Origin of the sequence: Sphingobacterium sp. UBA7253 (assembly GCF_002472745.1) — a bacterium.
GTDB classification, from domain to species: domain Bacteria; phylum Bacteroidota; class Bacteroidia; order Sphingobacteriales; family Sphingobacteriaceae; genus Sphingobacterium; species Sphingobacterium siyangense.
This window is the reverse complement of sequence record NZ_DKSP01000229.1, coordinates 3,345-15,743: the sequence shown is the minus strand read 5'-3', so window position 1 is coordinate 15,743 and position 12,399 is coordinate 3,345. Positions and strand designations below refer to the sequence as shown.

Below are 12,399 nucleotides of genomic sequence, written 5' to 3'. Positions count from 1 at the left end.
TAACAACAAGTGCAACCGGTGGGGCAAGGTCAGTCAAGGCTTCTATGGACTTTCTGGCCCTCCCCATTGCATAATGTTCAAGGGCGTGCCCAAGACTGAACAGTGCAAGAAGTAGCGCCCCCTCTGCCCAGGAACCAAGGATCGCAGCACCGATGGCAGCCACTAACATCAAAAAATCTATTTCAAAGCCACCTTTTGAAATAGTTTCAACAGCTTCCTTGGCCGTAAAGAACCCTCCAAAGAAATAGGCTATTATATACAAGCTTAAACTCACCCATTCAGGCACTCCTCCCACGTAGGTCAGCCCGTAGCCTAAGGCCAAAGCAGCGCCGCATATCAAAGAAAATATCATTTCTGTATTCTTGCCAAAAACACCACCATGTTCGTAGTCAGATTCGTCATGTTTTTTCTCTTTTATCGAGACTTGGTTGCCCCCGACCGCTGTTTCTTCCATCGAAGCATTGCTGCTCCTATCATTGGCTTCACCAGTTTTAACTGGGACCTGTTTCTTACCGGTATCCCCGGCTACTTTTTTTTGCTGGCTTTTCTTGTTGTTCTCCATATATGGTTAAGATTTAATGATCTGTAATCAATAGGTAACGTAACCCAGATCGTTCCCCGTTGGGGAAATAAGGTGCCCCAAGACTGGGGCACCCATCGCTCCACCTGGTGTTATGCCTAAATTGGCATAACCTTTTTTATTCCTCTTCGCTATTTTTCATCTTCGATAACAAGTCGTAAGCTCCTTTCAAAACAACCTTTCCGTTATAATCCAATCCTCCAGGCAGCGAAACCTCTACAAGTTCTCCATCGGTAATTCCCACTGTAATTTCTACCATTTGAAAATGGTAAACACTGTTTGTTGTATCACCTTCAGCTTTCACCATTGTTTTACCATTTTCAAGGAAGATGTATTTTTTGCCTTCAAAGTCAACAACTGCAACCTGTGGCAAAGAAAGCACACGACTGCTACCAGTCTCTATTTCTGCCTTGAGGTAGGTACCGGGGATAAAGCTATTTCCTGCACCAGCAACCGCATGCACGGTAACCGTTTTGTCTGCTTTGATCTCCCCACCAACCAATTGAATAATAGCCGAGCGACTTACCGAATCATTGGCCATGGTAAAGTTTACCCTTTGACCCGGCCGGACCTTCTGCGCGTCCTTTTCAAAAACATTGAGTTCCACGTGCAGGTTTGAGCTATTTACAATCTCAAACATCACGTCATTGGGGGCCACAAACTTGCCTGTATTTACATTGACTTTGGTAACGTAGCCGCTGATGGGTGAATAAATATTGATCGAACTGCGGATGTTACCTGGTGTCAGGCTCGAGGCACCAATATTGATCAGTTCAAGCCGCTGCCGTAGCGCATTTTCCCTTGCAAGATTTACCTGGTAGGTGGTCTTTGCCTGCTGAAGGGTCTTCTGGGCATTAACATTTTGTTCCGAAAGCGTTTGCTGACGCTTATATTCAGCTTGCGAAAGTTCGAGTTGGCTCTTACTTTCCAGGTAGTCCTGCTGTAACTGAACGTAGTCCTGATTCTGTAGTACGGCAATAACCTGTCCCTTGGAAACTTTGCTCCCCTGTAACAATGGTGTGGATTTTACAATACCTCCCATCTGTGTTGTAATACTCACCAAGTTCTGAGGAGGCACATCGATAAATCCGTTTACCTTCAGCATGCCACTGAGCGCCCGCATCTCCGGACTGCCGATCGTCACACCTGCAGCATTGTACTGCGATTGGGTAAGTTCTACCCCATTGGTTTCTTCTTTGGCCTCCTTCGGAGGTGTTGCGGCCCCTGCGTCTGTTTTTTCTTTGCCGCCACATGCTGACAGGAGAACAGCAATGACTGATATATAGGATAAGCGGCTGATAACCTTGATTGCTTTTTTCATTTCTTTACTGATAGTTATTATTGACCTGTGAGGTACTGAAGTGTGTAAACTGATTGGTTGAAGTCATTGATGGCACCAAGATATCCCAGACGGATCTCTGAGTAAGTCCTGATCCCTTGCAGATATTCCACATAACCGATCTCCCCGGCCTGGAAGGCTACTTGAGCCTGTTTAAGGATAAGATCTGCATTAGGCAAGGCGCTAGCCTTATAGTAGGAGATACTCTTGGCATTCTTGCTAAGCTCCTGGTAGGCCTGTTCGAAACTTCCAAGCAGGTTGGCCCTTGAAAGGGCCTCCTCGCTCTGCGCAACCTGTTTATCAATCTTTGCGGCCTTGATACGGGAAGCATATGGTTTAAAAAATACAGGTATCGAAATTCCTGCGGTTATCCCCTGGAAACGCGTTCCGCCACTGTAAAAACGGTCCTGGCCATCCACATTCTGCAATCCAATTATAGACTGGTTGAAATAGCCCACATTAAAGTCAGGCCCAGACCGGGCTCGCTCAACCTTGACCTGCCTTTCGGCAACTTCAATCTGTTGTCGTTGGAAGGCCAGCACTGGATTGGTACCTACCGAATTGGTATCACGCTGGGTAATGTTCCATTGTTCTGGTTCTAGTTCCACGAATAGGAAACGGACGCTGTCCCTAGTGTTCATCAATCGCTTAAGTTCTGCTGCATTTGCCAGTATGTCGGCTTGATTCTGTGCAATGCGGTTGCGCACTTCATTGTACTGTGTCTCCGCTGTAGTTTTCTCTAACAAATTGGTCTCTCCCGCATTATACCTTGCAGCGGCCGCCTTGTAAAAATTACTGTAGACACTGTCCTGACTCAGATACAAATCCCTGAGAGCATTGAGGTATACTATACGCCCGTATGTAGATTTTACACGGTAACTGATTTCTTTCTGCACCACTGACAGGCCAAGTTCCGCGCTCTGTATTTGCGCATCATAAAGACTCCTTTGTTTGGCAAAAAGGCCAGGGAAAGGAATACTCTGAGTTACGGAGAAATTGTTGTCGCGCTTAATGCTATTGAACTGTCCATACTGCAAATTGAAATTAGTCTTTCCGATATCCAATGCGCTACCACGTAAGGCCTGTTGTCGGCCTATATTGAGATTCGAGGACCTGATCTGTTGGTTGTTGGACACTGCGACCTGGATCGCCTGCTGCAGACCGATACCCTCATCTGGCTTTGCCTGAGCGAAAACACTGCTACCTGCAATGCTCAGTCCAGTGATGGCAAGTAATGTTACAACAGCTTTGTTCACACCTTTTTTACCTCCTAATTTGATATTTTCAAAATAGGTATACAATACAGGTAAAACGATTAGGGTAAGTATGGTCGAAGTAACAAGCCCGCCAATTACAACCGTAGCTAGCGGTTTCTGAACTTCCGCTCCAGCTGCTGTAGAGAGTGCCATAGGAAGGAAGCCGAGCGACGCCACGGTTGCTGTCATCAGTACAGGACGTAACCTGATCTCTGTACCCATCAGTACGATCTGATCAATCGTGTAACTGCCCTCCTTTTTAAGCCTGTTGAACTCGGTAATCAATACAATGCCATTGAGCACTGCTACACCGAACAGGGCGATGAAGCCTACGCCAGCAGAAATACTAAAGGGCATACCCCTTAATAGTAATGCAAAAATCCCTCCAATAGCAGCCATTGGGATTGCCGAGAAGATTAGCAGGGAATGTTTAAATGAACCAAAAGAAAAATAAAGCAGCAGCAATATCAGAAGCAATGCCACCGGCACGGCAATCGAAAGTCTATCACTGGCCTGTTTCAGGTTTTCAAACTGGCCTCCGTAAGTGATGTAATAGCCTGCAGGCATTTTTATCTGCTGATTGATCTTGCTCTCGATCTCCTCGACCACGCTTTGAATATCTCTTCCACGAACATTAAGGCCAACGATGATACGCCGCTTGGCATCCTCGCGCTGGATCTGGTTTGGACCAATCTTAAAGCTTATATCTGCCAGTTGTTCAAGGGGCACTTGGTTGCCATTGGGCGCCGTGACATACACATTTTTGACATCCTCGATACCCTGTCGATTTTGCTGGGAGAACCTCACAGTTATATCGTAGCGCTGCTCGCCCTCATAAACTTGTCCTGCGGCCTGTCCCGCGAAAGCTGCATTAATAGCTTGATTTACAGTTTTTACACTTAGCCCATACTGGGCAATACGGTCACGATTTAGGTTGACCACGATCTGTGGAAGACCTGTTGCCTGTTCAAGATAAAGATCCTTTGCACCTTGGACAGAAGAGACTATTTTCCCAATTTTCTGCGAAAGCTCGGTTAGAGTCTGTAAGTCATCCCCGAAAATCTTTATCCCTATATCCTGCCTAACACCAGAAATCAGTTCATTGGAACGCAATTGGATAGGTTGAGAGAAACCGAAGGTAACACCTGGTATATCTTCAAGGGCCTTGCTCATTTTTTCTGCAAGCTCCTCGCGGCTATGGGTAGTTGTCCATTCCTTCTTATCTTTTAATATGATAGTAAGATCACAGGCTTCCATAGGCATTGGATCTGTAGGAATTTCGGCTGCACCAACCTTTCCGATCACCTCCTTTACTTCAGGGAATTTGTTTACCAGTATTCTGGAAGCCTGGTCGACCTTGTCCAAAGTCTGTGAAAGTGAACTTCCGGTTAGCAACCTGGTCTCAACAGCGAAATCCCCTTCTTCAAGAGTGGGAATAAACTCGCCGCCCATCCTGGTGAAGATAAAAATGCTTACCACCAAAAGCGCAACCGCGGTGATTGTTACTGTCTTTTTCCACTTCAAGGCACCTTTAATCAAAGGAAGATAGCGCCTGTGGAGAAAGTCCACCATACGGTCTGAAAAATTCTTTTTATGGGTGATCTTCTTGCTTAAAAATACGGCCGACACCATCGGTACATAGGTCATCGAGAGTATGAATGCACCCAGGATGGCAAAAGATACAGTTTGCGCCATTGGGCCAAACATTTTGCCTTCGATCCCTACCAGTGCTAGAATAGGAAGGTACACAATCAGGATAATGATTTCACCAAATGCCGCAGCAGAACGGATCTTTACAGCAGATTCAAAAACCTCTTCATCCATCTCCTGCTGTGTAAGTTTTCCTGCGGACCTCATCCCTAGGTGGTGCATCGTCGCCTCGACGATAATCACTGCTCCGTCTACGATCAAACCAAAATCAATTGCCCCAAGACTCATTAGATTACCAGAGACTCCGAACAGATTCATCATTGCAATGGCAAAAAGCATGGCAAGCGGGATAACTGATGCTACAATAAAACCCGCGCGGAAGTTGCCCAGGAACAACACCAGTACAAAGATCACAATCAACGCACCCTCAATTAAGTTTTTCGCTACTGTGCCAATAGCCCTGTCCACCAGGGCACTTCTATCCAGAAAAGGCTCGATGATCACACCTTCTGGCAGGGTCTTATTGATCCTCGCTATCTTAGCCTTTACCTGCTGAACAACGTTATTTGCATTCGCTCCCTTGAGCATCATCACAATCCCACCAACAGCCTCACCATCGCTGGATTTTGTAGTCCGGGTCAAAGCCCCGTATCGGATCGAGTTACCAATCTGAACAGTCGCGATATCACGTATCAGTAGCGGCACGCCGTTTTCGCTATTCTTGACAACGATTTTATTGATGTCCTCGATATCGCCAACCAGCCCTTCGCTCCTGATAAAGTAGGCATTGGGCTTTTTGTCAATATAGGCACCACCAGTATTTTCATTGTTATCTTCAAGCGCCTTGAATACATCACTAATGCTTAAATTCAAGCTCCTTAGTTTATTAGGATCAAGTGCAATCTCATATTGCTTCAGCAATCCGCCAAAGCTGTTCACCTCTGCGATACCAGGAGTACCAAGAAGCTGTCTTCTTACTATCCAGTCCTGTATACTGCGAAGCTCTCTGGCATCGAATTTCTTTTCAAATCCTGGTTTCGCGTGCACGACATACTGGTAAATCTCTCCCAGGCCTGTTGATATCGGGGATATCTCCGGATTACCAAGTCCCTGGGGGATGTTGTTTTTGGCCTCAGCCAGTTTTTCATTGACCTGTTGCCGGGCCCAGTAAATATCTACATCGTCGTGGAAGACAATTGTTACCACGGAAAGACCAAACCTCGAAATGGAACGCACCTGTTCAATTTCAGGAATAGTGGACATGGTCTGTTCTACTGGGTAGGAAATAAGTCTTTCAACCTCTTGTGTTGCGAGGGAAGGGCTGAGCGTGATGACTTGCACCTGATTATTGGTAATATCGGGAACAGCATCAATCGGAAGTTTCTTAAGGGAATAGACTCCCCATGCAATCAGTCCCAAAGTGAACAGCGCAATAATGAGCTTGTTCTTGATGGAGAACTGAATAATTTTTTGAAGCATTATTCTTATAAATTAAGTTAAAAACAAAAAAAACAATGCAGAAACCGCCATACCAATCTGATTGGTAAGGGAGAATACACATTGAACAATTTGAATTAACCTAATTTAGGAGGTTGCCAGACAGAAAGCGACAAAGAGATGACCTCGCCTGCAACAGCGATATTATATTCGACAGAAACTACAGGTTTGATAAGTTCAAGCTGTAGTAAAAGGGACACTTCGCTCATAACTTTACAGCATGAGCAAGTACAAAAAGGAGAACACAAATCTCCGATCTCCCCCTTGTTAGGATGATGGGCTAGCTGGCCTTGGGAAATGGCGGTAACAGGAATGTTATTACCCATAGCTGATACGTCTCTGCATGGAATGCAGCTCAGTACCAAAACCAGGAAAGCTATAAACAAACTTGTTATCCTCACTCTTTTTTTTTTCAAAAGTAATAAATAATTTTAAAAAACAAATAAAAAACGTCAGCCGATTGTACATTTTACAAAATATACACATAGACGAATCTGATAGCCTGTCGCTAGTATATTGTTTAGAATATCTGATTAACCCTGTACTGGGATACCTGACTGAGGTTGGGACTCCGTATATTAACAAGCACCGTTCATGAGCATTTTATAGGTTACTGTACGCGTTTGCGTACGCTTTATTACAGAAGCTTCTCGTATAAAAATAATTTCATAAATTAAGTTACAACATTGTTCTTCCTATAGCTTTCCTTGGGAAACAATATTGGAAGAAAATTCATTCTGTCTTCAGCTACATAAGTGACAAGATAATTTGCAATTAAACTTTCGATTCTCTTCCATTCGATTAGTTGTAGCCTCGAAGATTTGTTGTTTAAACCGGATTCGATCAGGAATAGCACGATTCAGAACTTCATTGGGAGAATAACCAAATAATTGACCATTGGGCATAGAATTCATGTTGGTTACCTCCTGCTCCAATTCCCTTTTGAGTTTCGTAGTGTTATCGACTGTTTTTGAAAGTAAATATCTTTGTTTGATTAACCTGTTTGCTGCGTCTATCATGCCATTACTTTGAATGATATTAAGCTGCGCTGTTAACTTCTGCCAAAGCATGCCAGGTCTGTTCAAGTAAAGGTCGAGTTCCACCTTATTTTCCACCCCTCCATCCGTTATTAAAAAGCTTTGATTACGAAGAAGACCAAACCTTTTCAGAACTCCTTCGAAAGATTCTCTTGCAACAATACTGCTATACTCTGTTGTTACTTTGCATGCTAAAACGGCCTTCCTAAAATTGTCTTTAATAATATAAACATAGTGCTTAACGCCATTCAAAGTTTTAATGATGGTGATATCCTGATGAAGAATTTTAAAGGGGGCTGTAGCAGCAATAGGATAATATTTTTTCCGTCTTGTATGTTTTCTTTTTGTAATTTTCAAGAGTCGGCAATATTTGTAAAAGCGCCCAGGCTGAAATAGACCTTTTTCAGCCGCAGCAAATAATAGTAGACATTTACCAACGTCCAAATCCTAACTCTTTTTTCAGCACAGCCAAGCTCCTTATCCTGTTGTTCCTTAAGGGACAACTGTGCTACATTTTGTTTACGACAATAACCTTGCAACGAAAATTGACATGACTTTAGCCCGTCCCATGAATGCCATTGCTTGAAAGAGAAGGGTAACAGCTTCCAAACAAATTTCTCCAGTTTATGCTCCAGGCAAAAATGTAAAAGCAGTCCTACATTCTTTTTTACTTTCAAGACATGATAAGACCTTAACGCCATAAATTTAAAAAGCTCCCGGTAAAGAACAACAAGATAAAAAGTGCTCTGACCTTAGTTTTTAGTATTTTATTTTCGGTTTGCAGACGTCGTATGGTCAACTCATCTGAAATATTATCCTCAACCGGAACCGGCATCCAAAAATCTTTTTCAGCTTGCTCCCGCCACCTTTTTCTGATAGAACGAGGAATAGTTTTAACTATATCAAAGGGTAGGTTATCCTTCATATATTCTTCCTTTATTTCTGAATGATATCTCCGGTTATTAGTTTCCATCTCAAAACTTATTGAATAATTTGCAAAAAAATTTCTGAAAAACTAGTCGAAGAAAGCGGATTTTTTACAATCAAGATAAACCCTGTGTGATGGAAAAATTCAAGTACTGTATCGAAAAGTTGTGGTCAGCGTGGTGAGAATAAGTTAATTCGGACAAGTAAAGACAGGGCCTTTACGCGTGGAGATTGGGACCGTGAAAATAAAAGGCTGGTAGTACCAGCCTTTTATTAAGTAAATTTAGAATTTCAATTTTATGCCTCCGTTAATAATAAATCCATCAACTGGTGCATAGATATCACGAAAAGTAGGGTTCGTAATACTTCCTGTATAAATAGAATCAAACTTAGTTTGTCTTGTATCAGTCAGATTTTCCAAATTGACAAAAATGGAAAACTTCTCCCAGATCTTCTCAGTCATCAGACCTGCAGTCCAATAGCTCTTCCCTCTACCCCCATCGTTTAATTGCTGAGGACTGAAATAATAAGCTTCCAAACCAATCTTTAATTTATCCTCAATTTCATACATCAATACATTATTTAACCGATGTTTGGATACCAATGGGTATGTAGTTGTATTTCCTTCCGTATGCTGGTTGACGTCGGCATAAGTATATCCTACAAACAATTTAAAGTCTCCATAGGTAAGTTTCACATTAGTCTCCATGCCTTTTGTGTCTAAATTTCCTCGAGGTTGAACGTACTGCAAATTTCCTCCCGGTAAATCAGTCAGCATAATAGGGTTATTGATGCGTGTGTAAAAGAACATCTGGTTAATACTAAAGCTAACCTCGTCGGAAAACAATGCTGTTTTATAGTTGATATCATAATTGGCTCCATACGATCGTTCCGCTTTCGTATCGTTGACATTGATAGGCATGACATTACGAAATTGGATTCTTTCCGCATCTTCTGTAAAGACCGAAGGTGCTTTATAGCCAAGCCCACCACCAAGCCTGGTTGAAAAATGGCTATTGATTTTCCATAAAGCAGAAATTCTGGGCAAAAAGAAGAAACCATAATCGTTGTGATAGTCGCCCCTTATTCCGGATTCAAGCGTTATCTTTTCAGAGGCATTAAATGTATTTTGAACAAATGCACCTAAAGTATTATAGTTGTAATTCCTTAACGGGAAGGTACTGTTCTTATCTTCGGAAAAATTATCAGTCAAAAAATTTACGCCGGCTACCCATTCGGCCCTCTCTCCGGTTCGGGAATAATTAGCTTCCGAGTAAGTAGAAATCTGTAAACCTGAAAACCGGTAACCGGGCAGGTTTATACTCCGATCGTAATAACTTACACTATTTCTGAAAACAAATTTTTCATTATCATTTAATCTATAATCTAGTTCCGTCTGTGAGCTGTAACGCCCTGTTTGATTCTCTTCAAAATAACTGTGCACAGCATCTCCTTTACCTTTGATATACTCCAGGTTCCCACCTATTCGCTTTTCAGTCATTGTATTCAGTCCCACAGAAAGGGTAGTTTTCTCATTGAAATAAACAAAGAGTTTAGGATTTAGGGTAAACCGGTTAAATTTTGGAATTGCGGTCAAGCCAATATCTGAAGGGTCATAAGCTGTTCCGTGATTGTATGCTGCATATACAGTAAATCCTGTTTTTTTTAATTTTTGAGCGTAAAAACCACTGGCATCAAGCCCCAGAGCAGAAGTACCATTCAATAAAAAATTAAGTTGGCGTTCTTCTGTTGGCTTTTTGGACACCAGATTTACCAAACCGGCAATAGCTCCTCCTCCATATAGGGTCGATGAAGAGCCTTTAATTACTTCTACTTGTTGCAGATCGAGCGGTGCAATTTGCAATAATCCCAAACCGCCGGAAAATCCGGAATAGAGTGGAAAACCATCACGAATAATTTGCGTGTATTTGCCATCCAGACCTTGAATACGGATACTGGAATTTCCACTGGTAGCCGAAGTCTGCTGGGTCTGGATACCGGTACTTTCGGCCAGTAGCATCCTGATATCGCCAGGCTTCATATTTCCCTTTTCATCCAGCTCCTCTCCTGCAATAACTTCTATTCGGGTCGGAATATTCGCAATGGTCCTAGTACTCCTAGTTGCCGATACTTGCACCTCTTCCAACTCGCTTTCTTCCTCAGCAGCCTGCAGCAATATAACAGCCGGTGTATCCAAAGTAAGCGGAAAAACCATGGTATCTGTTCTTGTTTCAAACCCAACATAACTAAACTGGATAATTTGTGTTCCTTGTGGAATACCGCTAATAACTGCCGCCCCGGATTTGTCTGTACTTGTTCCCAGTGCAGTTCCTAAAACTTTAATGGTAGCTCCAGCTAATGTCTCATTTGTGTTTGCGTCTTTCACGACGGCTTTATAAATATATTGGGCATTGGCCAACACTGCAGAAAACAGCATTGCCAACAGCACAGCAATTCTTTTCATTTTTAAAAAGTGATTAAGTTAAAACAATAGATCATTTGCCGATAGTGGCGTTCGTTTTAACTTAGTTTGGGGGGCTGCCAGATTTGTGTCGTAAATACTTGTTGACTGGCCTGAAGATAGGCCGGGAAATGAACTTGGTAATTATTTGGAAAAATGGTTGTGTTCAAAACAAAAATGCTAGACCTTACAAACCCTACGCATGTCCCACAGGAATAAAAAGGGGAGCAATTTTTACAGCAATCGTCTTCATCCCGAGTAGAATGATGGGAAGTATTCTGCTGCTTCAATGTAGAAAGTTCCATTGCTTCATGTTCTCCTCCACAACACGGTACAGCCGAAAGCGTAATCACTATAATAGACAGAAGCAGAGCAATGTATTCCACAAATGCAATATTAGTAATTCTTTCTTTATATCACCTACTAAATTGGCTGAAATCGTTGATAATTTTCACAGCTAACTTTCAAGGAAATTGTCAGTAACCAGAATGGGACAATTCTCTTCCGGTTGCTCCGGATTACAGCAGTCCTTACATTTGTTGACACCACTTACTAATTGATTACGCAGGTTTATCAGATCAAGGATCTTTGCCTCTACCAATGTAACTTTCTGTTCAATGAACTCACTTACGTTATTGCAGGTTGCTTCCTTCTGCTCAATCATTTCCAGTAAATCAGCAATTTCATTTAACGTAAATCCGAAGTTCTTCAATCGTTTTATTGCCAAAAGCCTTGCAAGCACCTCCTCGGAATACTCTTTGTAATTATTACCCCTTCTTTCTTTCCTTGTTACAGCAATAAGCTGCTGCTTCTCATAGAAACGGATAGTATCACGCGAAAGTCCAGATTTAGAAGACAGTTCACCTATTAACATAAAATATTCAGTTTTTACTTGACCATAGACTATACTCCATGGTTTATATTTGTAAATATACTTTTAATCTTAAACATATGGCAGTAGTTAAATCTCTTCTTGTATTCTTTTTAGCCGGCATCTGTGAAATCGGAGGTGGTTACCTGGTTTGGCACTGGCTTAAGGAAGACAAGTCCTTTTGGTATGGCATAATAGGGGCAATTATCCTGGCATTCTATGCGGTAGTGGCAACCTGACAATCCGCGAATTTTGGAAGAGTCTATGCTACCTATGGTGGTATTTTTATTGTCTTATCCTTATTCTGGGCCTGGAAAGTGGACGGATTTAAACCAGATCGTTATGATATTATCGGCGCCCTGATTGCATTGGTTGGGGTATGCATTATATTTTACGCACCACGTCAAATCCAATAAAAAATGAAATACATTTTAATGTTCCCTCTTATTGCAATTTCCATAATCGGATATAGCCAGGTAAAAACTAACTCAAAAAAACAATTTAGCTGTGATGCAAGTTGCACTGATAATTATGGTAAGAAGATTTTAGCCTGTAAGTTAACAAGCCCTGATCTGCAGGAAAGGAAAGCTACGGTCATTTCAAGCCTGAAGAAACAAGTTGTTGAAAAAAAACAGGTAATCAACGGCTATTCCAACAAATTCAAGGGAAGTGACTCCATTTTGGACGAATTGAATGAATTTGTAAAAACAGAAAGACAGTGTTGTGATTTCTTTGATTTTACGATTAAAACGAGTAACACTGATTCTTTTTGCTGGCTGAC

At 42.1% G+C, this 12,399-nt stretch carries 8 protein-coding genes and 2 pseudogenes; 2 read left to right on the top strand and 8 right to left on the bottom strand.

The window, feature by feature from the left end:
• The 8 genes and pseudogenes from B2X72_RS24450 to B2X72_RS24415 form a co-directional block, all read right to left on the bottom strand.
• Nucleotides 1-562 (bottom strand): annotated as a pseudogene (locus B2X72_RS24450) (heavy metal translocating P-type ATPase); the annotation flags it as partial.
• A 136-nt stretch (nucleotides 563-698) separates the two neighbouring features.
• On the bottom strand, nucleotides 699-1,901 hold the full coding sequence (locus tag B2X72_RS24445; RefSeq protein ID WP_070569821.1) for an efflux RND transporter periplasmic adaptor subunit: 1,203 nt from the start codon (nucleotides 1,899-1,901) through the stop codon (nucleotides 699-701).
• A 17-nt stretch (nucleotides 1,902-1,918) separates the two neighbouring features.
• Nucleotides 1,919-6,304, bottom strand: coding sequence for a CusA/CzcA family heavy metal efflux RND transporter (locus B2X72_RS24440; RefSeq protein ID WP_070569819.1), 4,386 nt, complete (start codon nucleotides 6,302-6,304; stop codon nucleotides 1,919-1,921).
• Between the two features lie 95 nt (nucleotides 6,305-6,399).
• Nucleotides 6,400-6,723: a DUF6660 family protein gene (locus tag B2X72_RS26565; RefSeq protein ID WP_310889270.1), complete on the bottom strand. Its 324-nt coding sequence runs from the start codon at nucleotides 6,721-6,723 to the stop codon at nucleotides 6,400-6,402.
• Between the two features lie 342 nt (nucleotides 6,724-7,065).
• Entirely contained in the window at nucleotides 7,066-7,716 is a 651-nt protein-coding gene (locus B2X72_RS24430) for a DDE-type integrase/transposase/recombinase (protein ID WP_070569817.1), read from the bottom strand.
• 334 nt (nucleotides 7,717-8,050) lie between these two features.
• Nucleotides 8,051-8,332 carry a hypothetical protein gene (locus B2X72_RS24425; RefSeq protein WP_070569813.1) on the bottom strand — a complete coding sequence of 94 codons (282 nt, stop codon included), beginning with the start codon at nucleotides 8,330-8,332 and terminating at the stop codon, nucleotides 8,051-8,053.
• A 237-nt stretch (nucleotides 8,333-8,569) separates the two neighbouring features.
• Entirely contained in the window at nucleotides 8,570-10,750 is a 2,181-nt protein-coding gene (locus B2X72_RS24420) for a TonB-dependent receptor (protein WP_070569811.1), read from the bottom strand.
• Between the two features lie 454 nt (nucleotides 10,751-11,204).
• Nucleotides 11,205-11,621 carry a MerR family transcriptional regulator gene (locus B2X72_RS24415; RefSeq protein ID WP_070569809.1) on the bottom strand — a complete coding sequence of 139 codons (417 nt, stop codon included), beginning with the start codon at nucleotides 11,619-11,621 and terminating at the stop codon, nucleotides 11,205-11,207.
• A gap of 38 nt (nucleotides 11,622-11,659) precedes the next feature.
• Here B2X72_RS24415 and B2X72_RS24410 point away from each other — a divergent pair.
• Together B2X72_RS24410 and B2X72_RS24405 are read left to right on the top strand one after the other, a co-directional pair.
• Nucleotides 11,660-12,034, top strand: a pseudogene (locus tag B2X72_RS24410) (YnfA family protein).
• A gap of 3 nt (nucleotides 12,035-12,037) precedes the next feature.
• A partial coding sequence (locus tag B2X72_RS24405; RefSeq protein WP_286851865.1) for a hypothetical protein occupies nucleotides 12,038-12,399 on the top strand: 362 nt, incomplete at its 3' end.

What these genes read in the sequence shown, in the direction of transcription:
- B2X72_RS24445 (WP_070569821.1), bottom strand. Translation starts at nt 1,901, where the DNA reads ATGAAAAAAGCAATCAAGGTTATCAGCCGCTTATCCTATATATCAGTC.
- B2X72_RS24440 (WP_070569819.1), bottom strand. Translation starts at nt 6,304, where the DNA reads ATGCTTCAAAAAATTATTCAGTTCTCCATCAAGAACAAGCTCATTATT.
- B2X72_RS24425 (WP_070569813.1), bottom strand. Translation starts at nt 8,332, where the DNA reads ATGGAAACTAATAACCGGAGATATCATTCAGAAATAAAGGAAGAATAT.
- B2X72_RS24420 (WP_070569811.1), bottom strand. Translation starts at nt 10,750, where the DNA reads ATGAAAAGAATTGCTGTGCTGTTGGCAATGCTGTTTTCTGCAGTGTTG.
- B2X72_RS24415 (WP_070569809.1), bottom strand. Translation starts at nt 11,621, where the DNA reads ATGTTAATAGGTGAACTGTCTTCTAAATCTGGACTTTCGCGTGATACT.